This window comes from Oceanospirillum sediminis (assembly GCF_014164585.1).
In the GTDB taxonomy this organism is placed as follows: domain Bacteria; phylum Pseudomonadota; class Gammaproteobacteria; order Pseudomonadales; family Halomonadaceae; genus Oceanospirillum; species Oceanospirillum sediminis.
Genome location: NZ_JACJFM010000043.1, coordinates 18,452 through 40,427 on the forward strand (window position 1 = coordinate 18,452; position 21,976 = coordinate 40,427).

Annotated in this window: 24 protein-coding genes; 10 read left to right on the top strand and 14 right to left on the bottom strand. The window is 44.2% G+C overall.

Translation table 11 applies throughout. The features are described from left to right. Positions 1-103 precede the first annotated feature (103 nt). From H4O21_RS21065 to H4O21_RS21075, 3 genes are all read right to left on the bottom strand, one after another. Positions 104-946, bottom strand: a complete 843-nt coding sequence (locus tag H4O21_RS21065) for a metal ABC transporter permease (protein WP_182810874.1) — start codon at positions 944-946, stop codon at positions 104-106. 149 nt (positions 947-1,095) lie between these two features. Next, positions 1,096-1,842: a metal ABC transporter ATP-binding protein gene (locus H4O21_RS21070; protein WP_182810875.1), complete on the bottom strand. Its 747-nt coding sequence runs from the start codon at positions 1,840-1,842 to the stop codon at positions 1,096-1,098. Next, positions 1,842-2,930 (bottom strand): metal ABC transporter solute-binding protein, Zn/Mn family, encoded by a 1,089-nt coding sequence (locus H4O21_RS21075; protein ID WP_182810876.1) that lies wholly within the window; start codon positions 2,928-2,930, stop codon positions 1,842-1,844. The genes H4O21_RS21070 and H4O21_RS21075 overlap by 1 nt, the downstream gene beginning before the upstream one ends. 574 nt (positions 2,931-3,504) lie before the next feature. On the opposite strand from H4O21_RS21075, the gene H4O21_RS21080 reads away from it, so the two are divergent. Further along, positions 3,505-4,338, top strand: a complete 834-nt coding sequence (locus tag H4O21_RS21080) for a 6-pyruvoyl trahydropterin synthase family protein (RefSeq protein WP_182810877.1) — start codon at positions 3,505-3,507, stop codon at positions 4,336-4,338. A gap of 144 nt (positions 4,339-4,482) precedes the next feature. On the opposite strand, the gene H4O21_RS21085 is transcribed toward H4O21_RS21080, so the two are convergent. The 4 genes from H4O21_RS21085 to H4O21_RS21100 all read right to left on the bottom strand — a co-directional run bounded on the left by H4O21_RS21085 (position 4,483) and on the right by H4O21_RS21100 (position 7,235). After that, positions 4,483-4,998, bottom strand: a complete 516-nt coding sequence (locus tag H4O21_RS21085; RefSeq protein ID WP_182810878.1) for a putative pterin-binding protein — start codon at positions 4,996-4,998, stop codon at positions 4,483-4,485. A 134-nt stretch (positions 4,999-5,132) separates the two neighbouring features. Beyond that, complete coding sequence (gene map / locus H4O21_RS21090; RefSeq protein ID WP_220495779.1) at positions 5,133-5,915, bottom strand: type I methionyl aminopeptidase; 783 nt, start codon at positions 5,913-5,915, stop codon at positions 5,133-5,135. Next, entirely contained in the window at positions 5,902-6,126 is a 225-nt protein-coding gene (locus H4O21_RS21095) for a ParD-like family protein (RefSeq protein WP_182810879.1), read from the bottom strand. The genes map and H4O21_RS21095 overlap by 14 nt, the downstream gene beginning before the upstream one ends. A 320-nt stretch (positions 6,127-6,446) precedes the next feature. Further along, positions 6,447-7,235: an alpha/beta fold hydrolase gene (locus H4O21_RS21100; RefSeq protein ID WP_182810881.1), complete on the bottom strand. Its 789-nt coding sequence runs from the start codon at positions 7,233-7,235 to the stop codon at positions 6,447-6,449. Between the two features lie 203 nt (positions 7,236-7,438). Here H4O21_RS21100 and H4O21_RS21105 point away from each other — a divergent pair, with 203 nt between their 5' ends. Then, the gene (locus tag H4O21_RS21105; protein WP_182810883.1) at positions 7,439-8,410 is read left to right on the top strand and encodes a GlxA family transcriptional regulator; all 972 of its coding nucleotides are present in this window, start codon (positions 7,439-7,441) and stop codon (positions 8,408-8,410) included. Between the two features lie 240 nt (positions 8,411-8,650). Here the strand turns inward: H4O21_RS21105 and H4O21_RS21110 are convergent, their stop codons facing one another. Beyond that, positions 8,651-9,550, bottom strand: a complete 900-nt coding sequence (locus tag H4O21_RS21110) for a LysR family transcriptional regulator (protein WP_182810885.1) — start codon at positions 9,548-9,550, stop codon at positions 8,651-8,653. A 111-nt stretch (positions 9,551-9,661) separates the two neighbouring features. Between H4O21_RS21110 and H4O21_RS21115 the strand changes: the two genes are divergently transcribed. The 3 genes from H4O21_RS21115 to H4O21_RS21125 all read left to right on the top strand — a co-directional run bounded on the left by H4O21_RS21115 (position 9,662) and on the right by H4O21_RS21125 (position 12,940). After that, the gene (locus H4O21_RS21115) at positions 9,662-10,693 is read left to right on the top strand and encodes a zinc-binding alcohol dehydrogenase family protein (RefSeq protein WP_182810887.1); all 1,032 of its coding nucleotides are present in this window, start codon (positions 9,662-9,664) and stop codon (positions 10,691-10,693) included. Between the two features lie 62 nt (positions 10,694-10,755). After that, positions 10,756-11,052, top strand: a complete 297-nt coding sequence (locus H4O21_RS21120; protein WP_182810889.1) for a putative quinol monooxygenase — start codon at positions 10,756-10,758, stop codon at positions 11,050-11,052. A gap of 529 nt (positions 11,053-11,581) precedes the next feature. Then, positions 11,582-12,940, top strand: coding sequence for an autotransporter outer membrane beta-barrel domain-containing protein (locus H4O21_RS21125; RefSeq protein WP_182810891.1), 1,359 nt, complete (start codon positions 11,582-11,584; stop codon positions 12,938-12,940). Between the two features lie 67 nt (positions 12,941-13,007). Here H4O21_RS21125 and H4O21_RS21130 read toward each other — a convergent pair whose 3' ends face one another. Beyond that, entirely contained in the window at positions 13,008-13,259 is a 252-nt protein-coding gene (locus H4O21_RS21130; protein WP_182810893.1) for a hypothetical protein, read from the bottom strand. A gap of 186 nt (positions 13,260-13,445) precedes the next feature. On the opposite strand from H4O21_RS21130, the gene H4O21_RS21135 reads away from it, so the two are divergent. Beyond that, complete coding sequence (locus tag H4O21_RS21135; protein ID WP_220495782.1) at positions 13,446-14,783, top strand: diguanylate cyclase; 1,338 nt, start codon at positions 13,446-13,448, stop codon at positions 14,781-14,783. A 6-nt stretch (positions 14,784-14,789) separates the two neighbouring features. Here H4O21_RS21135 and H4O21_RS21140 read toward each other — a convergent pair whose 3' ends face one another. The 4 genes from H4O21_RS21140 to H4O21_RS21155 form a co-directional block, all read right to left on the bottom strand. Then, a complete protein-coding gene (locus tag H4O21_RS21140; RefSeq protein WP_182810897.1) occupies positions 14,790-15,290 on the bottom strand; it encodes an MOSC domain-containing protein in 501 nt (166 codons plus the stop codon). A 9-nt stretch (positions 15,291-15,299) separates the two neighbouring features. Beyond that, positions 15,300-15,578: an HlyU family transcriptional regulator gene (locus tag H4O21_RS21145; protein WP_182810899.1), complete on the bottom strand. Its 279-nt coding sequence runs from the start codon at positions 15,576-15,578 to the stop codon at positions 15,300-15,302. 137 nt (positions 15,579-15,715) lie between these two features. After that, on the bottom strand, positions 15,716-17,590 hold the full coding sequence (locus H4O21_RS21150) for an MFS transporter (RefSeq protein ID WP_182810901.1): 1,875 nt from the start codon (positions 17,588-17,590) through the stop codon (positions 15,716-15,718). 5 nt (positions 17,591-17,595) lie between these two features. After that, the gene (locus H4O21_RS21155) at positions 17,596-18,228 is read right to left on the bottom strand and encodes a TetR/AcrR family transcriptional regulator (protein WP_182810903.1); all 633 of its coding nucleotides are present in this window, start codon (positions 18,226-18,228) and stop codon (positions 17,596-17,598) included. 116 nt (positions 18,229-18,344) lie between these two features. On the opposite strand from H4O21_RS21155, the gene H4O21_RS21160 reads away from it, so the two are divergent. Further along, a complete protein-coding gene (locus H4O21_RS21160; RefSeq protein WP_182810905.1) occupies positions 18,345-18,509 on the top strand; it encodes a hypothetical protein in 165 nt (54 codons plus the stop codon). Between the two features lie 218 nt (positions 18,510-18,727). Then, positions 18,728-19,114 carry an LA_2478/LA_2722/LA_4182 family protein gene (locus H4O21_RS21165; protein ID WP_182810908.1) on the top strand — a complete coding sequence of 129 codons (387 nt, stop codon included), beginning with the start codon at positions 18,728-18,730 and terminating at the stop codon, positions 19,112-19,114. Positions 19,115-19,174: 60 nt separating this feature from the next. On the opposite strand, the gene H4O21_RS21170 is transcribed toward H4O21_RS21165, so the two are convergent. Further along, entirely contained in the window at positions 19,175-19,579 is a 405-nt protein-coding gene (locus tag H4O21_RS21170) for a DUF3429 domain-containing protein (protein WP_182810910.1), read from the bottom strand. Positions 19,580-19,955: 376 nt separating this feature from the next. Between H4O21_RS21170 and H4O21_RS21175 the strand changes: the two genes are divergently transcribed. Next, positions 19,956-21,248, top strand: coding sequence for a HAMP domain-containing sensor histidine kinase (locus H4O21_RS21175; RefSeq protein WP_182810911.1), 1,293 nt, complete (start codon positions 19,956-19,958; stop codon positions 21,246-21,248). A 13-nt stretch (positions 21,249-21,261) separates the two neighbouring features. Continuing rightward, positions 21,262-21,903 carry a response regulator gene (locus H4O21_RS21180; RefSeq protein WP_182810912.1) on the top strand — a complete coding sequence of 214 codons (642 nt, stop codon included), beginning with the start codon at positions 21,262-21,264 and terminating at the stop codon, positions 21,901-21,903. The last annotated feature ends 73 nt before the right edge of the window (positions 21,904-21,976 follow it).

Sequence of the window (21,976 nt, forward strand, 5' to 3'; positions counted from 1 at the left end):
TCTATCCTGGTCAATGTCTCAGAACCTTCTGAATGCCAGGCTCTGAGACAGAATTATATAGGGTTTAGTGATACGTAGCAGATGAATGCTACATACACAGTGATTATGTCCGTGTATCCGGACTTTTCATCGGTTTTTTGCGGGCAGAAAGTACACTGGAAATAATGAAACAACCCGCAGCCAGCAGAATAATAGTTGCCCCTGCTGGTAAATCTGGTCCGTAGGATATCGCAAGGCCAGCAGATGTAAAGCAAAGACCCAGTAATGTCGCCAGAGCCATCAGAGAGGAGAGGGTTCTCACATAATGCCCTGCAATTGCAGCCGGAAGAGTCAGCAGTGCAATCACCAGAATCAAACCGACCACCTGAATCAGAAGCACAACGGTTAAAGCGACAATACACAGCAACAACAGATACAGCAGATTAACCGGCAGACCTCTCATACGGGCAAACTCAGGATCAAAGGCTACCGCCTGGAAAGGCCGATAGAGCAGAGCAATAGCCCCTACAATAATCAGATCCATTCCGGCCATTAACCAGAGATCGCCTTCGGCAACCAACAGAATATTACCAAACAAATAGCTCATCAGATCGACCTGATAGCCTGGGGTCTGGCTGATAAAAATGATGCCAAGCGCCATACCTGAAGCCCATAAAGCACCAATAAGAGTATCTTCCCGAGCCTGCCAGTACAGTTTGACCAGGCCGATAATCAAGGCGGATACAACCGCTGCAATCAATGCTCCGACCAGAGGCGAGCCACCCAGAAAATAAGCGATACCCATGCCTCCCATTACTGAGTGAGCGATACCGCCTGCCAGATAACTGATGCGCATCACCACGACATAACTGCCGATCAGACCACAGGCAATACTGGCCAGCACTCCGGCAATCATCGCACTTTGCAAAAAACTCTGTTCGGCCAGAGCGGTAAAAAATTCCATCATAATAGGACTGCTTTTTCTGCGTTTTCTTATGACATCCTGAACAAAAGCGCGTCGATATTCTTCTATCTGAATTAGACGTATACGATTGGCTCTTACAGAGAAATTTTTGTTCAGGTGCTTATAAATGATCTGAAGTTAAGGCGATAGTTTCAGATGGCATGGGAGTGGTGATGAATAGCATGAACATGCCCTCCATACATCTGATCAATAATATCCGGTGTAATAGCGTGAGTCTCGTGACAGAGAATTTCTTTATTAAGACAGGCCACACGATCAACATAGTCGGTAATAAAACCAATATCATGAGAAATCACGATAATAGACATGCGTTTATTAAGCTCTTTAAACAGATCAAACACACCTTTTTCCTGGTGTGAATCGACACTGGCGGTTGGTTCATCCAGTAATAGCAGTTCTGGTTCTGAAGCCAGAGCACGGGCGATCAGAACTCGCTGTAGCTGACCACCTGAAAGCTGGTCAATAGGACGGTCTGCAAACTCGGCAACTCCGGTTTCTTCCAGAGACTTGTGGGCTATTTTTTTATCCTCAGCACTGTAGCGCTGCCAGATACGGCGTTGCTTCAAACGTCCCATTAACACCGTTTCTTCCACTGTAATAGGGAAGTCAGAAGGGAAGCGGGCAAACTGAGGCACATACCCCAAGCGAGAGCGAGCCTTTTTAGGCGTCGTGCCATAAACCCTGACAGAGCCAGAGTCAGGTGAGATCAATCCCATAATTAGTTTAAGCAGGGTGCTTTTACCCCCGCCGTTGGGACCTACCAGACCCAAAAACTCACCCTCGCGCACGGCGAGGGTGATATTTTCAAGAACAGGCACTGATTGATACCGGAAACTAACCCGGTCAAACTCAATAATACTTTTCGGGAATCGCCCCATTATTGCCAGGACTCCAGCAGCTGTTGGGTTAATTGTTCTAATGCTTCTGGCAGATTATAGGGTAATGGGTCAGCCGCTACTACTTTTGCATTAACGTGACTGGCAATTCTTTCTGCCGGTTTCTGGTTAAACTGGTTCTGAACCAGAATCACCTTAATATTTTCGTGTTCAGCTTTATGTACCAGTTCAGTTAACTGACGAGCGCTCGGGCTTTTACCTTCAAACTCAATGGCAATCTGTTCAAGCTCATAGCGTTTGGCGAAGTAACCCCAGGCTGGATGAAATACCATAAAACTGCGGCCTTCATAATCATGCAGCTTTTCGTGAATGTCATGATCCAGAGCAGTCAGACGCTGCTTCAGTTTCACGAAACCCTGTTCAAAGCTTTCTGCTGATTCAGGAAATGCTTTTTCCAGTGTATGAGTCATATTGTCAGCCTGTTTGATCGCCAGAAGAGGGTTCATCCAGACATGGGGATCAAGCTCGCCTTTGTGGTCATGATGATCGTCATGCTCTTCATCGTGATCATGATGCGCTTCTTTATGATCATCATGGCCCTCATGAGCATCATGTTTATCTTTATGGGCATGCTCGTGCTCATCATTATGATCATGTTCTTTATGTCCATGATGCTCCTCATGGTCAGCATCATGCTTATCGTGGTCATGATCTTCATGCTCGTCATGACCATGCTCTTTATCTTCATTTTCATCATGATGAGCATGGGCAGCCATTTCGACCTGCTCAATACCTTGAGTCGTATCAACCAGCACCAGGTCAGGGTTAAGTTTACTGATTCTTGGCAGCCAGTTATCTTCAAATGGTACACCCGTGGTAAACAGCAGGCTGGCCTTACCCAGCTGAGCCATCTGTTTACCCGTAGGATCGTAACTATGAGGGTTATGGCCGGGTTGTACCAGTACCTCGACCTCTGCTTTATCGCCAACAATCTGTTCTAGCAGATACTTCTGAGGCAATACACTGACATACACCAGAGGCTTAGCCAGAACCGGAAAACTGGCAAAAGACAGAACAGCAGTTCCCAGTGCAGCAGTTGCACCGACTTTAGAGAATAAACGAGACTTCATTAACGGTTTAGCTCCAGACGTTGGCCGATTACCGGCTTTAATTCACTGTCAGCCCGGCATTTTCTGCTGGTAACAGTTTTTCAATATTTAACTTTGGCAGGCCTGTTTTATCTTATAAAAGATACGTTGTAGCGTATCAGCATGATTGTCAGGAAAATTGCCTGTAGGCGACACCGTTCAGTCTATCTGTACTCAATGACTTCTCTGCCAGGCTCAGGGAATCTCATTAGCACTTAATGATAGCTTCACCTTGCTAAGCCAGAGCTGAATCTCTTGCATCTGCCAACCTCCATTGATCAGAGTCATATCAATAAACCATTGATATCGGCAGAGCACGATAACGGTACTGTCAATCAGGAACGGTCAGTTATCGCCTGATACTCTTATTAAGTTATAGAGCATTTTATCACTTGTGATAGGGTGTAACATATCATTTTGTCCTGTTGCTGAACACCTTAAACCGAGCATCTGCTTGATCTGACTGAAAAAAAAGAAACAATAACGTAAAATATTTATCATAAGTTTTACTATATTATGTGAATATCACAGTACAGGACTCAGGATTATCCAAAATATGACAACCCTTTTTGTTCGTAAACTGACCGTAATTGACTGTTCTTATCTGGATGCCCGCCGAGGATTGGTTGGGGAAAGCTGGCACGTGGACGTGGAACTGGACGGTGATCTGAATGAACAGGGCATGTTATTCGATTTCAGCCATGTAAAGAAAACACTGAAAGCTATGATCGACAGTACCGTTGATCATGCTCTGCTAATACCAGAGGCATCAGACGCATATAGTCTTATTAACGAAGATGAAGGGCGGGTGGAAATGACTTTCGATAGTCATGTCGGAATGTTCCGTCATATCAGTCCTCAGTGTGCGATACAGCGTTTACCCGTTCCAGCAATCACTCCGGAAAATGTTGCCCGCTGGCTGGAGAGCACAGCTCCTGATGTATTACCTGGCAATGTAAAAGGCGTCCGCTTTCATCTGCACCATGAGATTATGCCCGATGATCAGGCATACTATCACTATAGCCACGGTCTGAAAAAGCATGATGGTAACTGCCAGCGTATTGCTCATGGTCACAGATCCCGAATTGAAATTTTCACCAGTGGTTCAAGAAATCAAACGCTGGAAAAGCAATGGGCAAATCAGTTGCGCGATGCTTACATTGGTACCCGGGAAGACATTATTACCGAAGATGAAAGTAGTATTACCTTTGCTTATACCGCCAACCAGGGCTACTTTGAGCTGAGCGTGCCAAAAAGTATTTGCACATTAATGGAAACGGATAGCACAGTTGAACTGATTGCCCGTTTTATCTGTGAAAGCACAGAGCAGACTGATACTCGTGTCTTTGCGTATGAAGGCATTGAGAAGGGTGCTATTTTCGGCCAGTAGACTATTAATTCTGATATAGCCAACAGAAAGTATTTCGGTTTTATCCTGCCAGAAGCTACGAATATCGCAACATTCTGCAAAGGCACTGGTGCCTGTTTATATCCCTGAAAGATGATCTCTTTCAGGGATAGCGGTTTTAAGGGCTTACCTGACCTCTATCTCATTGAGATGCCAGATCATATAACGACTATTTTTGCGTAACTCAGGATAATCTTCAAACGAACTGAGAATGCGCAAAGGGCCTTTATCCCGAATTTTGATAGGTTGGTTATCCTGATTAAAAATCAGCATAAGGGAATACTTTTCAATCATCTCAGCGGGGATAGAAACATCATAATCATTCAAAGCTCGGGTGTAGAGTGAGCTGTTTTTATCTGCACCAACCAGATTCAACAGATCCCTTAATAATATGCCCTGATATTTCTGAGGCTTATCCTGCCATGGCGTGTGGGTCTCAAGAGTATAGATCTGAAGATCTCTGAGCATCTCCAGATCAAACAGGGCTATGTTATCAGCATTGGTCTTTTTAATTTTGCCACTGATCTTCAGTAAAACACTCGTTCGTGGTTTATCAAGCGGGTGTTTATCGGAGGCGATAGAGAAGGTAGAAAAAAAAGCCAGAGATAAGATCAGAGCCCAGTTAAAAATAATGCGTTCCATGCAGTCATTCCTTTAATAAATGAGACACATACGGTCAGCAATATCCATTGCCAGTCCAGACTACTACTCAATAGTTATGATAGGAAGAAGTATCTGTATCACATCTTGTAGCATCCGGAGTCATCGGCGTTACTTTAACAGCGCTCTTCTTCACGCAAGGTCAGTACTTCATAACCGTTTTCTGTTACCAGAATAGTATGCTCCCATTGAGCCGACAGCTTTCTGTCACGGGTCACAACCGTCCAGTCATCTGATAATGTTTTAATCCTCGATACCCCCTGATTGATCATCGGCTCAATAGTAAATGTCATGCCTGGCTGCAGAATCATGCCATTATTGCGTCGACCATAATGCAATACATCTGGCGCTTCATGCATCTGCTGGCCGATACCATGCCCGCAATATTCGCGCACAACACTATAACCCGCTTCACGAGCGTGTTGTTGAATAGCAAAACCTATATCACCTAATGTTGCTTCCGGTTTAACCTCCTGAATGCCCAGCCACATGGCTTCATAAGTTGTTTTAACCAGACGGCGAGCCTGAGTACTGGCAGAAGGCATAACATACATTTTACTGGAGTCCGCAATAAAACCGCCTTTCTCCAGCGTGATATCGATATTAACAATATCTGAGGATTTCAGTTTATAGCTTTCTGATGGCATACCATGACACACCACATGATTAACCGATGCATTAAGAGAGTAGGGGTAACCATACTGCCCTTTACTTGCCGGACGTGCTTTCAACTCATTGACGATATAGCTTTCAACCAGCCTGTCAATCTCCATTGTCGTTATACCAGGCTTAATGTGTTGATCCAGCATTACGAAAACACTGGCCAGTAAACGCCCGGATTCACGCATGATCTCAATTTCACCTGCCGTTTTGATGGAGACCTGCTTAATTCCGCTCATCGGTTTCTCCATTCAGTAATGTCTGAGGATCAATCTGTTCCTGCCTGAGCTGCTGGAGGATGATCTGGTTAAAGGTCATATCCGGGTTTCGTTCACAAAGCATGCCCATTTTTAACCAGAACTCAGCCTGGGCATTGATAGAACGTGACATTACAGCGCTACTTTTACGAATTTCTCCATGCAGTTCTTCTGATACTTTTAATACACCCATATGGCATCCATATATTTATTTTGAATATGCTTTGTATGTGAATCGTATATTTTTTGACTGCTGTTAACAAGTGGTTTGACATAGATTAAAAAATCTCTGCTCTACCTCTTGGGTACTTAAAAGACAGATCAGTCTGCCAGACATAGCGTATTCAGTTCACAACTGAAGGCAGGAGAGAAAAGATGACAACTAATGAGGAAAGCAAGGAAGGTCAGGATTGCTGCCAGGTAAAAGGAATACCTGACAGCCTTAAGTGCTCAGATCTGATAAGCAAAAGATTGTGATGTTATTTTTAAGAGATCACTCAGAGTGGGATCTTGTTATTCAGACTGATTAAAAAATGCTGAAATCAGATTAAGCACTGTCTCAGGCTGCTCTTTATGGGGCATATGAGCACAATCAGGGATAACCGCCATTTGCACCGGCCCGAAAACCTGATCACGAATGGTTTCTGGAAACGCCTTTGAGCCATATTCATCAGATTCACCGTGAATAACCAGAACAGGGCAGTGGACCTGACTCAGCTCAGGAATCAGACTCCAGTCAGCAAAGTCTTCTGACAGCCATATTTCGGTCCAGGCTGATAGCACCCAGCGTGCTTTTTCGCCATGCCATTTCCCAAGCCGATTAAACTGATCAGGGTCCTGGAAAAACTGCTGAGCCAATCGAATTCCTTCTCTGGTTCTTTCCTCTACAAACGCCTGAGCGGCAATGGATATAACGCCTTTACACCGGCTATCTTCTGAAGCAATCAAGAGTGCCATTGCGCCACCCACACTATGCCCCAGTAAATAATAATCTGTCAGTTCCAGAGTCTGTCGGATCTGCGGGAAAGCAATTTCTGCTTCTTCACTGATAAATTGGCGAGAAGGTAACGAATTCCGTGCAGAGGACTGACCAAAACCGGCCCGGTCATAGGCAATTACCGGGTGGCCGGTTGCCAGAGCAATTTTTTCTGGAAAATCACGCCATTGTGCAACACTGCCAAGTGAATCATGCAATAACACAATCGGGTCATTTTTAGCTGATTCATCCAGCTCCCACTGTCGAATAAAAATTAAGCCATGAGGAGTATCCAGATGCTGTTCAGAAACAGTGATATTTTTCATAATATTTTTGTAGCTTCTTGTTATATATAAGTACCTGAATAAAAGTACTTCTTTTTAAAGTGGAAAATCTATCCCATCATTGGCTGAGATATATCGGAATATGTTTGTTCAGGTATGTACTGACAGCATAATGAAACAGATACTGGCCAGGCGATAGCTATTCAGGCCAATATATAGTCTGATCAGGTCAAAGAGATTTAAAAATGCATATAACTATTCTGGCTTACCGCAACTGCTGGGCGATGAATGTGATGACAATTAAAGATTTTGTCCATATCGCCAGCATTCTTGAAAAGAAAATCTTCCGGAAGCAGAGCATTCATTGTGTTATTGCCTCAGTGGATGGCTCTTTGGTCACAACCGCCAGTGGAGCAGGCATCACTCCGGATTGTGCACTGAGTACTGTCGATAAAACGGACCTGGTTATTATTCCGGCGATCGAGGGCAGTGGCATTGATCTGCCCATTCTCGATGAAAATAGCCTGATTAGCTGGATTCGTCGTCAATATGACAAGGGGATTCCAATTCTGGCCTCCAGCACTGGTGTGCTGTTGCCAGGAAAAGCCGGATTACTGGATCAACGGATTATTGCTACCCACTGGGCTTTTATTGCTCGTTTTCGACAGTTATTTCCAGAGTGTCAGTTTACATCCCACAGTTCTTTTATTGAATCTGGTGGCTTATTTACTACCGGCAGTCTGACGGGCGGTATTGATGCCATCCTGTACCATCTGGGACAGTACCGTGGGGATAAATTCGCTAACTTGTGTGCTGCACATGGCTTGTTATCGTCGCCAGAGCAGATAACTCCCATTCTTCCCGGGCGGCGCAATCACACAGATGTGGATATTGCACAGATTCAGGACTGGATAGAAGAGCATTATCAGGAAGTATTGACGATTGAAGGCGTTGCTCGCCAGTTCGGGCTAAGTGATACGGGTCTTAAACGCCGTCTGAAAAAAGCGACAGCGCTTTCTTTTACTCAGTACCTGCAAGCTGTCCGGATTGAAAAAGCGAAGAAATTGCTGCTATCGACAACAATGAGTGTCAGAGAGATTGCCTACGCTGTCGGCTATGAAAATCAGAGCTTTTTTATCAGGATTTTTAAAAAGACTACTGAATCCACACCAGGAAATTACCGTAATGAACTTCTTCGAAAATCTGCAGGAGTATAATCCGTATGCTTATTAAAAATTATTTAACGGGACTGATGACTGATCGGGAGCTGACGCTGTAACGCATCAGAAAATAATAAAGAACAAATACACCACCAGATTCTTATCCAACTGGTGTTTCCTCTGACTAAGCCGATTCAGATCCAGTATCTGATATCCCTGACTTATGGCTGAAATCAACAACAGGAATCGCCATTATCGTACCGTTCTTTAACATCAGCGCAAAAGAGAAAAGAAGTACTATATCTGGCGTAAAGCTTCTGCACAGTGCTGACGAAGCAAGTCTCTTAACATTAAAACCGCCGGTGTTACCTGTTTTCTGCTGGGACAGATCAGCCACAAACCAACCGGCTCTGATTGATAGTCAGGCAATAACCTGATCAGACGGCCACTTTGCAGGTCAGCACTTAAATCCAGGCTGGATTTAAAACCAACGCCTTTTCCAGCCAGGGCCCAGCGCCGCACAACTTCTGCATCATTACTTTCTCTGTCGCCCCTTACCATAACCTGATGTTGTTCACCTTTACCTGACAGTCCCCAGTGATTAAAGACTCTTTTACCTAAACGGTATAACAAACAGTTATGTTGCTTGAGTTCATTCGGGTGAGTGGGGGCCCCGTGTTGAGAAATATAATCTGGCGAGGCAAAAACAATTCTTTCGACAACAGCAATCTGGAAAGCAACTGCACTGGAGTCCTCCAGCTCTCCATAACGCAGCGCGACATCCACTCGATCCAGATAGAAATCAGATAACGCATCACTGATACTGAGCTGAAGAGATAAACCGGGATGTTGGGCCATAGCTTCATCTAGCCAGGGCAGAATAAAGTTTCTACCCAGATCTGATGGCACTGACATTCTGAGTTCACCGGCAATTCGTCCTCGCATAGCCTGGAGAGAGGCTTTACCTTCTTCCAGCTGAGCCAGCGCTTGTCGGCAATATACCAGAAAGCGTTCTCCTTCAGCGGTAATGCGTAACTGTCGGGTAGAGCGGATGAACAGCTGAGTTTCAAGCTGCTTTTCCAATCGTTTAAGAGCTGCACTGGCAGCGGCTGGAGTTGTTCCCAGCTGATTGGCTGAAGCAGTAATGCTGCCTGTATCCGCGGTGCGTATAAAAAGTTGCAGATCTGCAATATTCATTTATCAAATATTTTTTGAAAGTGTTTAGTTTATAGCCCTGTTTTTAGTTTATTAAACCACAGGCAGAATGTCTCCAACAGTCAGCTAAAGCCTTTATTCAGGAGAGAAATTATGAAAGCAGTCGGCTATCAACAATCGCTGGAAATTACCCAATCAGATGCTTTACAGGACATTGATTTGCCCGTGCCGCAAGCTCGGGGACATGATCTGCTGGTGAAAATAGCAGCGATATCTGTCAACCCGGTAGATACAAAAGTCCGTATGAGAGCTCAGCCAGAAGAGGGCAACTATAAAGTTCTGGGTTGGGATGCCGTCGGTGAAGTGATTGAAACCGGGGATAAAGTCTCAGCTTATAAAAAAGGGGACATCGTCTGGTATGCCGGGGATTTAACCCGACAGGGCACCAATGCAGAGTACCATCTGGTGGATGAACGTATTGTTGGCCGTAAACCCGCCAGCCTGAGTAATGCTCAGGCCGCTGCCGCACCTTTAACCGCAATTACAGCCTGGGAGATGCTATTTGATCGTTTAGGTATTCAGAAGACCTATGGTGCTACAAAGAATAATAAGGAGCAGATATTGATTATCGGTGCCGCTGGAGGCGTGGGGTCGATTCTGGTACAACTGGCAACTCAATTAACGGAAGCGACAGTTATTGCAACTGCTTCTCGCCCCGAAAGCCAGAAATGGGTAACAGAGCTTGGGGCTGATTATGTTATTGATCATAGAAAACCGTTGAGCTCAGAGCTAAAAAATATCGGTATTGACTATGTTTCCCACGTTATCAGTCTTAACGCGACAGAACAGCATTTTAGCGAAATTGCTCAGGTCATTGCCCCTCAGGGTAAGTTTGCACTGATTGATGATCCCTCTGAACCGCTTGATATCCTGCAGTTAAAAAGTAAATCAGTCTCTATTCATTGGGAGTTTATGTATACCCGTTCTATGTACCAGACAGAAGATATGGCCAGACAGCGGGATTTACTGAATGAAATATCAGAACTGGTTGATGCCGGAACGCTGAAAACAACTCTGGGAGAGCATTACGGAGTTATCAATGCCACTAACCTTAAGCGAGCCCATCAGGACTTAGAAGCGGGCAGAACAATTGGAAAGATAGTTCTGGAAGGGTTTGATGCTTAATTTCAGACAGATACCTGTCTGATCAATATCTTTGACTTTATTACTTCAAGGCGTTTTCAACGATGAGTCAGGCCTTAACTATTGTTGCCAGAATTGAAGCCAAACCTGAGCATATCGAACGGGTAAAAGCAGAACTAACTAAGCTGATAGAGCCAACCCTGCAGGAAAAAGGTTGTTTGCAGTACGATTTACATCAGGATAATGATAACCCTGCCATTTTTCTGTTTTATGAACGTTGGGAAAGTCGTGAACTATGGCAGGTTCATATGCAAAGCCATCATCTTCAGGACTATATAGCAGCAACTGAGGGATCTATTGCAGAATTTATCCTGAACGAAATGAGTAAAACCCCACGATAAGTATTGTCTGCAAGTAAATATCACGTATCTGAACAAGTACCTTTCCATCTTCTCCGGTCAACAACCGTAGAAGATGGAATCTATTGGCAAAGACGCTTCTGCTCGGGTTAAACACATTGCCCAGAGCTGGCGTGTTTATTCTGGCATGATAGATATAGGCATATCTTTCCAGCTAACTGAATTTACTGATAATTTTATCTCAGGTAATGTGGCAGACAGTTGCCAGTGACGGTGGTATTCGTACAATCATGTTATAGCCCTGTATCAGATGGTATATTCTGGAAGGAGAGAAAGGAAAGCTATAAAGAATGTGGTAGCATTTCGCTATAGGTTGTTTCATAAAGATTATCGTTTTGAAACAAGATCAACTATATCGCTGAACAAAGTTTCCCTGCACACATCGCAGTATGCCCCAGCTGCTGGCTGGAGAATACCAGCATATTTTTTTGTTCAGAGATGTTATTAGCATTTTTAAATTTATATGACCATACGGGCTGTACAACAGGCCTGCTTTATACCGGGAGACAATATGTCAACTAAGGAATACTTATCCAAACTGGGTTTCACAATGAATGAAGCTAACGCTTTTATTATGGGAAACCTGTCTTCGCCTGAGATTATATATAATACGGTAAAGAGCGTTGGCGTAACCTCTGAGATGCTGGCAGAGATTGTTGAACTGGATGTAAGTGCTTCAGATGTCGTTGCCTGGTTTGATGCTCAGGGCTTTGACGGTTCTGCACTGGACACAGATGTGTATGGTGAGCGTGCAGAGATTGCTTCTACTTATAACTTTTCTGGTGATGGTAATGCCAAATACAGTCTGGTATTACAAAATGGTAAGGACTACACCATAGATCTGGGGCTTGCTTCCCAGACTGATAAATTTCTGATTAGCGTTCAGAATGTTTATTCAGGTGAAAGTTATGTATCAGAAGCGGATGCCACTACATTATCATTCACATCTCAGTCAACCAGCCTGTACAACATCGACCTTATACCTATTTTTTCAGCGACCAGCGCAGCGTCTCATAGCCTGTCTATACAGCCAGCAGGGGAAGATGATGATGGCGTTATGCAGATTCAGACCGATCAGGTGATTTCTGGCGATCTGATAAATGCTTCAGAAACAGAGACCTATCAGGTGACGCTGACAGCAGGTAATACATATGTTGTTAACCTGTTGGCAGAAGATTCAGGTCTGGGGACATTAGTGGATCCACATCTGACTATTTCCGGTAATAATAACCTGAGCCATTTCGATGATGACAGCGGTAAAGGGCTTGAATCCCTTATCACATTTACACCAACCGTTTCAGGAACTTATGATGTCGATGTTGGTGGATACAGTGGTGGAACCTATTCTTTGCTCGTCTCAACAGCAGATGACTCAGGGCATGGCGACGATAACACTGATTCAGGTACAGATGGTAATACCGATTCAGGTACAGATGGTAATAGCGGATCGGGCGATGATAACACTGATTCAGGAACCGGAGACAACAATACAGATTCAGGTGATAATACTGACACTGCTAATGAGATTACATTAGCTGCGGGTTCATCCGGCACAGTAGACGCGACATCAGAGAGTGATATTTTTGTGCTTGATATTACAGCTGCTGAAGCACTGGATGAAAACACTGTTCTGACGATTAATGGCTTTGATGTTACTAACGATAAGCTAAAGCTGGACCTTGATGCTGCAACTCCTGGTGAAACAAATGTTGCCAACCTGGTTGCTGCGAATGAAGTGATAAGTGCAGAGATTAATCCTTTTGTAAATTCAGTTGTTATTCATTTTGGCCCGGATAATAGCGGTGATGGTATATTCATATCTGTTGTTGGAACACAGGATGCCTCAGCAATTGAAGTCACAGCTTTGTAAATTCTGATCTGAACGAATACACCTGAATAAATACAGGCAAATAACCGGAGTAGCGGTGCTACTTCGGTTACTTCATCATCACTTTACCACCAATCATTTTGAACGCAGGTGTTCCTCTGACCAGTGTATCTCTGGCAAACATCGAGTCACATCCGGGACAGTGGCATGGTGTTGTCGTGTAGTCTTCACTGATACGTTCTTTAAAGCACTTGACCAATGCCCCTTTGCCGCCTTTTTTATATTTATACAGTTGTGTCCGACATTTAGCGCAATAGATATTCACTGTTGATGTCGGTGCCTTTTTATTGGGTTTAGCCATATTTTCTATATGTTCTTTTTTTTTGAAAATTTGAGTCAAAAACTGGAACCAGCCCGTCGTCATAAATGATACAACGAGGGAAGTAATGGCACTATTTTCTGCTAATGACTATATTGCAGAAAATAGCCCGAATCTATACATTACTCTCGTTTTGATTGAAACCCACGGTCGCTGAAGGTCAGTTTGTTGAATATACCCACAGTAAAAGATATTGCTCAGAAAAATGTTATCAGGATTGATGCAACGGAATCCATAGCCTGTGCCGTGGAGCTGATGTATCGGGAGAATCATCGGAACATTATTGTTGTTTCGCAGAATGTTAACCACCGCTTTGGCTTGCTGACAGCCAATGATCTGATCCGGCTCAGAGTGAATCAGGTTGATTTCTCAAACCCTATCGACTCGGTTAAGTACGATAAAGTCTTCTCTATCAGTGAGGACACCCCACTGGATGATGTTCTGGAAGAAGTCAGTCATGAAATAGAATGCCTGTGCGTTACCGATCAGAACGATAAACTGGCTGGCGTTGTGTTTTACGCCGATATTATTTCCAGTATTGATCCTCATCGCCTGTTGGAAAAACGTACTATCAGTGAAATTATCCTTAATCAGCATCTGAAAAAAGCCCAGCTATCTGATTCTGCTATCAGTGTGATAGGCCTGATGGATCATTTGCTGAATGATTGTGTCATGGTGTTCGATACAGATAAGCCCGTTGGTATCATCACAACCAAGGATGTCATCCGTTTATTTGGTGAAGCGCAGGACCTTAACCAGCCTGTTTCTAAGTTTATGAGCCAGCCAATTCAGACCATTCCATATGATACCTCGATAAAAGATGCTCTTAACTTTATTCAACGTAAACAGTTTAAACGTTTAATTGTTGAGGACAGAGATGGCTTTGTTGTTGGCCAGATTACTCAGGGCGAGTTGATTAACAGGGTCTATTCACGCTGGTCTGAAATACTGCGCAATAATGACAAGCAGCTGAAAGAGATGAACCGTGCGCTTCAGGTCAGGGCTACCAAGTTTGAAGAGATGTCTGTTATTGATCACCTGACAGGTATTTACAATCGAGCAAAATTTGAAGTTGAGTTACAGAAAGAAATTGACCGGGTCAAACGCTACGGCTCAGAGACTTTTTCTGTTCTGTTCTTCGACGTAGATCACTTTAAACAGGTTAACGACAACTATGGTCATGCTGCTGGAGACTATGTGCTACAGGAAATCTGCCAGACTGTCAGTAAACGTATGCGCCTGACTGATATAGTTGCTCGTTGGGGAGGGGAGGAGTTTGTCGCTATTCTGCCTTCAACCAACCAGGACAAAGCAAAAGTTGTTGCCGAGAAACTCAGAGAGACAATTTTCAATATGACTTTTGATGAAGTCGGTCATGTAACCTGCAGCTTTGGTGTTGGAGAGTTCCGTCAGGATGATACTTTCCATTCTGTCATTCTTAGGGTCGATAAAGCGATGTATCAGGCCAAAGCCAATGGCAGAAATAGAGTAGAGCTGGCGGAATAATAACGTTCAGCTCTCATCCGTCAGCGGAATAACCTGATCTCCTGTGCTGATCAGGCCTGATTGGATAATTCTGGCACATAAGCCACCATAGCCAAACATAGCAGCAGCACCGCCCGGGCCAATCGTCTGATTCATTCTGGAGCAGGGGTGGCACAGTGCTGTTGCCTCAAATACAGCGTCACCAATTCTGAATCTCTGATGACGCAGAAGATTAATATTAATTCCTGATATCACCAGATTACGACGCAACTGATCTGGTGATATATGCTGATGACCAGAGTATATTTCGATAGTGCGGATAGACTCAGCAGCAATCAGAGTAACTTGTCTGCCAGAACCAGGTGTTTTCTCACACCTGTGATCACCCTCAAGCCCCAGTTCAGCTAACGCCATGACTGACTCTGTTGTGATCATTGGCTGTTTCCGACCAGGACGCAATCCTATCCAATCCAGTCTGCCCGGATTAATATCGTCAAGATAGCGGCCGAGTAATTGCTTCTGAGTCATAGGCATTAATCAGAAAATATTATCACCCTGATGGTCAATCATCTGTTTCGCTTTGCGAATCATCTCCTGGGCACAGCTGTCAGCCGTTGGCAAAGTATCTGCCCGGATGAAAGTGTGACTCTGATCGCCTTTAGTAATGGTGCCATTAATACGAAAACCAGTATCTTCTGCGACCGGGGCTGGTGTGATGGTATAACCATTATATTCAGTTGAGGGCATTGCCTCCGGCTCTTTTGGTGTGGATTCGCCACCGGAAAACATAGACTTAAGAGAAGAAAGCAGACCCATATTATGCCCTTATATCGTAAGTGTAGGTATGTGCAACGGGTATTTTAACGCAGATCAGTCTTTTCCAGCAAAATAGTTATAAAATCACTTGCGATCGGTATCTGTCCGTTCAGATACTAATCGCATCATTGAATGACTCAGGAATGAATTAAATCAGTAACCTGTTGCTGAAGATTTTCTGCATTAACCTCAGCCGCTGGTACTGATGGCCCAGCCGTCAGGGTGACTCTTGACCAGAAGCGTCTGGGACGTGTTGTCAGAGCATGTCCGTCTTTATGACTGAAAAAGCTACCCCATAAGCCATCCAGAGCCATAGGTATTACGGGAACCGGATTCTGCTGTATGATCCGCTCAATACCTTTTTTAAACGGGTTGATATTACCATCACGGGTCAGCTTACCTTCCGGGAAGATACATACCAGCTCACCAGCATCCAGCTCCTCTTTAATACGTTCAAATGCCTGTTGATACATCTCAGGATCTGTCCTGGGAGGACAAATTGGAATCGTTCTGGCCAATCTGAAAAAGGTCTTTAAACCGGGAAGTTCTGCAATGCTTTTATCCATCACAAAGCGAATAGGGCGCTGACAGGCTCCTGCAATTAAAAGGGCATCAACATAGCTTATATGATTACAGACCAGAACTGCAGGTCCATGTTCAGGAATATGACTCAGGTTTTTATGTCGAACCCGATACATAGAATGACTAAGAATCCATATCATAAAGCGCAGAGCAAACTCTGGTACCTGAGAATAGACATAACCGGCAACGATAAGATTCATAAGCGCTAACAGCAGAAAATAATCACCAATGCTCATTTCAAGAATGGCAAGACAAATAATACCAGTGACGGCACTGGCCACCATAAACAAAGCATTGAGTACATTATTGGCGGCTATAATCTGAGCTCGGTTCTTATCATCACTACGTTGCTGTATCAATGCCTGTAACGGCACAACAAACATGCCACCGAAAGCACTGACTAAGGTAATATCCAGCATTAAACGCCAGTGAGCTGGCTGGCTAATAAACTCAGTAATCGTCATTGTCTGCGATATATTCAGCTGATCCAGTGCAAACCACAGATCGATGCCAAAAATACTCATGCCTATTGAACCAATAGGGACAATGCCCAGCTCGACTTTGTGACCTGATAGTTTGTCACAAACCAGAGAGCCTGCTGCAACGCCTAACGAGAACAGAGTTAATAACAAAGTGACCAGTTGAGTTGAACCACCCAGGTATTCTTTAGAAAAACCTGGAAACTGTGTCAGATAGCTGGCCCCGATAAACCAGAACCAGCTGATGGCTACAATAGACAAAAAAACAGCTCGCTTTTCTCGGGCCTGACGCAGCGTGTTTTTTAACTCTGTAAAGGGATTCCAGTTGATTCTGAGATCAGGGTCATTAGCGGGTGCCTCAGGTATAAAACGACTGGTTATTAAGCCAAATACAGCAAACAGAACGACAGCTATAGCAATCCAATAGCGGTAATCACTCAGATCAAACAGAATACCCGCACAGATCGTCCCTGTCAGAATCGCGATAAAAGTACCCATTTCAACCAGTGCATTACCAGCCACTAACTCTTTGCTGCTCAGGTGCTGCGGTAACAGGGCAAATTTCACCGGACCAAAAATGGCTGACTGCAATCCCATAAGAAAAAGCAATGCCATCAGACTCCAGACTGAACCAGCAAGAACGGATATCGCAGCCAGAGACATAATCACAACTTCCAGCAATTTAACTCGTCTGATCAGTAATGACTTTTCCATTTTATCGGCAATCTGTCCGGCAACGGGGGAGAACAGAAAAAAGGGCAGGATAAAGATACCCGCTGCCAGATTAGTTAACAGAGCGCTATTTTCCTGCTGACTGATACCTCCAAAAGCGATCATGAGTAACAGAGCATTTTTATACAGGTTGTCATTAAACGCTCCCATAGCCTGAGTCAGAAAATAGGGTAGAAAGCGGCGCTTACTTAACAGAGAAAACTGACTGTGCTGACTCATGGTTATTATCCTTTAATAGCCTGAGACGGTTCATTATATTGTGCTCTCCAGTCACTGACGTAGTGACTGATCAGTGAATCAAGCATAGATTCACCATAGGTCTGACTACCAGCAAATAGCTTGTCATCCAGCGAAAGAGAGCAGATGCCATGTACCGAAGCCCATATAGTACGTGAAGCCTGTTGCAAATCAGATTCAGGAACCGTCGTAGCTAACTCAGATAATGCCTGTTCAATGATGGCAAACAGATCATTGATTCGCTGTAGCTGCCATTCAGGCACAGATTCCTCTTCTGGCAATCTGTGCTGAAATAAAAGCTGCCATTGATAATTATATTGTTCAGCAAAACGCAGATAACTGCAGGCAAATGCTTTTAATCGTGACAGGGGACAAGCATATTCTTTGGAAATATTTTGAAGATCAGATGCCAACAGATCCAGTGTACGAGCATTTGCACTGAGTAATAGCTGATCATAGCTACCAAATATATTAATCAAAGTTCCGGGTGAGTAGCCTATTTGCCGGGCTATTTGCCTCAGACTGGTTGCATCTGCAGGTGCTTCCTCCAGATGAGTCATCAGAACATTTAAAGCCTGTTCCCTGATCTCATCATGGGTATGATCTTTTCTTCGTGCCATAAATTCTTCACCTTCAGGGTTGATTTTCAGCAATAGATCAATCATATTGTGAACGGTGTTCAAAAATCAATTTATTTTTGAACACCGTTCACAATAAATATCAGGAGACATAGGCAATGACCAGAAAAGTCGTCAGTCGTAAACAACGTCTGTTAGGGTATTCTGCCGGTTACGGTGTACTGGGAGCCGGTATTGTGCTGGATAGTCCGGTTATTATCAGCTGTCTTGCAGGGATTTACCTGATCCGCTGCGCCCGGAGATTACGCTATCTGATGAGCTGAAAGCAACATCATGAACATTTGAATATGCTTTTGTATGACAGAGCCCTGGCAAGAGGATCTGATATGCTTCTGACTGAATTCACGGGGTGACGATAATGCCTGGCAGAAAATGTAATTCATCTGCCATCGTCTGTGCAGCATGACTGGTATATACAGGATCATCTGGATCGACAGAGCGCATCACTGTTACTTCAGGTCAATACAGGAGTCCATAAATAATGAGATATCTTTCAGAATGGAAGCATTATGCTTTGACCGCTATTGTTGCTTTCTCTGTATACCCAACAAGTCAGGCAATTGCTGATGATGCTTACGCGAGAGAATCTGAAGCGGCATGTAACCATATACGTCAATGTGCCAGCACTCAGCTAGAAAATATTCCGCCAGAATACAGAGATATGATGAGACAGAGCCTTGATGCTATGTGTCAGAGCTTGCCGTCTGGAAATGCTATATCAGGATTCGGGCCGGAACATAAACTTTATGCTCCGGCCACAGCTTGCATGCGTAGTATCAGCAGATTGAGTTGCAGTGAAATTATGGATGACGGAGCTTCAACTCCAGAGTGCGAAAAGCTGAAAAATATGTCTCCTGATAGTGATTGACAGGCCATATAGTGATACAGCTATTTTCTGCAGTTATACATGAAAGCGATGATTTCGCTTTCATGGCAGGAATAAGTATGCCAGAGTCAGAGCTATAGCTGCACCTGCAGACAAGTTACGTCTTAAATGCATAAAATCCGGAAAGTAACTGTGAGCCAGAAAATACCGCTCATAGCCATGCAATAGCAAAAATGATAACGCAGCGATAATCAGCCAGTACTCAGAAGGAACGATTAACCACAACCATCCCCAGAGCATCACGACAAGAGAAATGACTGTGACATGCCGGGGTAACGGGTCTTTGAGCGTAGCCAGCCATAGTATGCCGCCAAGAAAACTGAAAATAAGAGCGGCGTAAGACAAAAGCCATTGCCCTGCAGCATCATATCCGCTGATTGCCAGAATCATCAAAGTAAAGAAGGGGATTAAACCAGCATATCCCGACACTCTGTGTGCATAGCTCATATTTCTGTCCATCTTATTTTTTCAGAACTGTTACTTTGTTTTACGTATTACAGGCCTGGATAGAGCAGGACGTTTTATGAAATATGATTTAACGCCTGAACCTCCTCATTAACTGGCAGCTGATAATTACCCGATTTCTAAAACTACTACTTTCGACCCTGTTTTTCTTCTGCCAAGGTGGCATCTTCCCATATGGTTAACCTCTGTATATTCAGACACTGACTTTTAGCTCCAATTACATACCTGAGAATTCTGCTGGAATTGACTGATTAACAGCGGTGGGAATATGGCTACTTAAATGTTCAGGTACTAAGCAGTGTGCAAACAGGTCGAATAACAAAGACAAAGGCTAAAAGCGGTTCTCTGAGGAAGTTCTATGAATGCAGTTGTGCGGTTAAATCTTCTGGTAGCCATTGTTTTTACGATTGCTTTTATCATCACTGCACTGGAAATGCTGGAACAAGCCACTAAAGATATCACCCGTGAAGTCACAGCCGGAGTTAATCTGACTCACCAGTTACTCAGTGTTGCAGTGACAGATAATTCCCTTCTACAGCAAATCCTGCATACAGAAACCCGTCATGTATCTTTAGAAATTGTTGATAATAGCCATACCGGAATCAGCAAAGAGACGAATACAGAAGGTGATGTACCAGACTGGTTTCAACAGATGATTCCCGGACTGGATGAGCTCAGACACAAACAATATTTCCTATATTTACCTGATGGCAGGTCTCTGAAGCTGCAGGCTGATCCCGAAGATGAAGTGGAGGAGGTCTGGGAATCATTTCAGAGCGTACTCATATTGTTCGGGCTGAGTGCATTGCTGTCTAACCTGGCAATTTATCTGGGGGTGCGTCAGGGTATAAAACCTGTTGCAGACTTTCTTGCTGCCCTGAACAAAATAGAAAAAGGTCACTATGCAACCCGACTGAATCACTATTCAATCAGTGAAATAGATCAGTTATCGGGGCATTTTAATTCTATGGCACAGGCTCTGGAACACGCAGAGACTGAAAACAGATTACTGACCCATGAACTGATGCGTATTCAGGAGAGAGAGCGAGCCTACCTGGCAAGAGAGCTTCATGATGATCTCGGGCAGTATCTGACGGGAATAAGAGCCCAGGCCTGGTTGATTCAGAACAGCACAGGAAACCCGGATCTTGTAGCCTCTGTCGGTGGTCAAATTGCAGAAAACTGCAATGCGATGCAGATCAGTTTCCGGCAACTTATCAGACAACTACACCCTGTTATGCTTGAAGAACTGGGTCTACTGGAAGCGATTAAGGCTCAGATTTCTAACTGGCAACAAGCCCATAATATCCCGGTAACTCTGGAGCTTCCGGATGAATTGCCTTCCCTTGGTGACGAAAGCCAGACTCATATTTATCGTATTGTGCAGGAAGCGCTTAACAATATTGCTCAACATGCACAGGCAGAGCAGACCTGGGTTTGCCTGAGTTCAGACAATCAGCAAATCACTCTGAATATTGCCGATAACGGTTCCGGTAATCTGGCTGATGAAACTGCGGGTAAGCTTTCAGGATTAGGCCTGCGCTCGATGAGAGAACGCGCCAGATGTCTGAAAGGAGAGTTGGTGTTTAATCAGGTTCCGGGCCGTGGGAGCTCCGTAAAACTGCAGATACCATTACAACAAACAGCGTGATTGAGGAGTTAAAATGAAAATAGTTATAGCAGATGATCATGCTGTAGTCAGACAAGGGTATTCCAGTTTACTGTCTGCTATGCTGGCTCCCTGTGAAGTACTGGAGGCGGCCAATGGCGATCAGGCTTTTCAGCTATGTCAGACTGATAGTCCGGATCTTGTCATTATGGACGTCAATATGAAGGGAATTAGTGGAATAGAAGCGACACGGCGTATATTGCAGAGAAATTCAGATATCCGGATTCTGTTTTTCAGTATGTACGATGAAATTCCTGTAGTGACTCAGGCATTAGAAGCCGGTGCGAAAGGGTATATTACCAAAAGCTGCACACCTGAAATCCTGATCGAAGCCGTCACTAAAGTCGCTGCCGGTCAGCTCTATGTTGAACACGAACTGGCCATGCGTCTTGCAGTATCACGTCCAGAGCAAAAAGATACCCGCTTGCATGATATGACACAGCGAGAGTTTGAGATTTTTGTCATGCTGGCTCAGGGAAGCAATGCAAAGGAAATTTCTGAGCTGCTCTGCATCAGCAGTAAGACCGTATCCAATTATACCGCTATTCTGAAAAGCAAACTCAATATTGGCTCTATTGCAGAACTTGTCCACGTGGCTATCGAAGCCGGACTGGTTAAAGTAGGTAGTCAGCCCTGAAAAAGTCAGGTTTCTATCTAACCGAGCATCGGTTGGCTTTATTGCTCCAGGAAATAAAGCCAACTGATTTTCT

Bases quoted from the DNA above. Each gene is read 5' to 3' on its own strand.
- H4O21_RS21065 (WP_182810874.1), bottom strand. From the start codon at position 946: ATGATGGAATTTTTTACCGCTCTGGCCGAACAGAGTTTTTTGCAAAGT.
- H4O21_RS21070 (WP_182810875.1), bottom strand. From the start codon at position 1,842: ATGGGGCGATTCCCGAAAAGTATTATTGAGTTTGACCGGGTTAGTTTC.
- H4O21_RS21075 (WP_182810876.1), bottom strand. From the start codon at position 2,930: ATGAAGTCTCGTTTATTCTCTAAAGTCGGTGCAACTGCTGCACTGGGA.
- H4O21_RS21080 (WP_182810877.1), top strand. From the start codon at position 3,505: ATGACAACCCTTTTTGTTCGTAAACTGACCGTAATTGACTGTTCTTAT.
- H4O21_RS21085 (WP_182810878.1), bottom strand. From the start codon at position 4,998: ATGGAACGCATTATTTTTAACTGGGCTCTGATCTTATCTCTGGCTTTT.
- map (WP_220495779.1), bottom strand. From the start codon at position 5,915: ATGAGCGGAATTAAGCAGGTCTCCATCAAAACGGCAGGTGAAATTGAG.
- H4O21_RS21095 (WP_182810879.1), bottom strand. From the start codon at position 6,126: ATGGGTGTATTAAAAGTATCAGAAGAACTGCATGGAGAAATTCGTAAA.
- H4O21_RS21100 (WP_182810881.1), bottom strand. From the start codon at position 7,235: ATGAAAAATATCACTGTTTCTGAACAGCATCTGGATACTCCTCATGGC.
- H4O21_RS21105 (WP_182810883.1), top strand. From the start codon at position 7,439: ATGCATATAACTATTCTGGCTTACCGCAACTGCTGGGCGATGAATGTG.
- H4O21_RS21110 (WP_182810885.1), bottom strand. From the start codon at position 9,550: ATGAATATTGCAGATCTGCAACTTTTTATACGCACCGCGGATACAGGC.
- H4O21_RS21115 (WP_182810887.1), top strand. From the start codon at position 9,662: ATGAAAGCAGTCGGCTATCAACAATCGCTGGAAATTACCCAATCAGAT.
- H4O21_RS21120 (WP_182810889.1), top strand. From the start codon at position 10,756: ATGAGTCAGGCCTTAACTATTGTTGCCAGAATTGAAGCCAAACCTGAG.
- H4O21_RS21125 (WP_182810891.1), top strand. From the start codon at position 11,582: ATGTCAACTAAGGAATACTTATCCAAACTGGGTTTCACAATGAATGAA.
- H4O21_RS21130 (WP_182810893.1), bottom strand. From the start codon at position 13,259: ATGGCTAAACCCAATAAAAAGGCACCGACATCAACAGTGAATATCTAT.
- H4O21_RS21140 (WP_182810897.1), bottom strand. From the start codon at position 15,290: ATGACTCAGAAGCAATTACTCGGCCGCTATCTTGACGATATTAATCCG.
- H4O21_RS21145 (WP_182810899.1), bottom strand. From the start codon at position 15,578: ATGGGTCTGCTTTCTTCTCTTAAGTCTATGTTTTCCGGTGGCGAATCC.
- H4O21_RS21150 (WP_182810901.1), bottom strand. From the start codon at position 17,590: ATGAGTCAGCACAGTCAGTTTTCTCTGTTAAGTAAGCGCCGCTTTCTA.
- H4O21_RS21155 (WP_182810903.1), bottom strand. From the start codon at position 18,228: ATGGCACGAAGAAAAGATCATACCCATGATGAGATCAGGGAACAGGCT.
- H4O21_RS21160 (WP_182810905.1), top strand. From the start codon at position 18,345: ATGACCAGAAAAGTCGTCAGTCGTAAACAACGTCTGTTAGGGTATTCT.
- H4O21_RS21165 (WP_182810908.1), top strand. From the start codon at position 18,728: ATGAGATATCTTTCAGAATGGAAGCATTATGCTTTGACCGCTATTGTT.
- H4O21_RS21170 (WP_182810910.1), bottom strand. From the start codon at position 19,579: ATGAGCTATGCACACAGAGTGTCGGGATATGCTGGTTTAATCCCCTTC.
- H4O21_RS21175 (WP_182810911.1), top strand. From the start codon at position 19,956: ATGAATGCAGTTGTGCGGTTAAATCTTCTGGTAGCCATTGTTTTTACG.
- H4O21_RS21180 (WP_182810912.1), top strand. From the start codon at position 21,262: ATGAAAATAGTTATAGCAGATGATCATGCTGTAGTCAGACAAGGGTAT.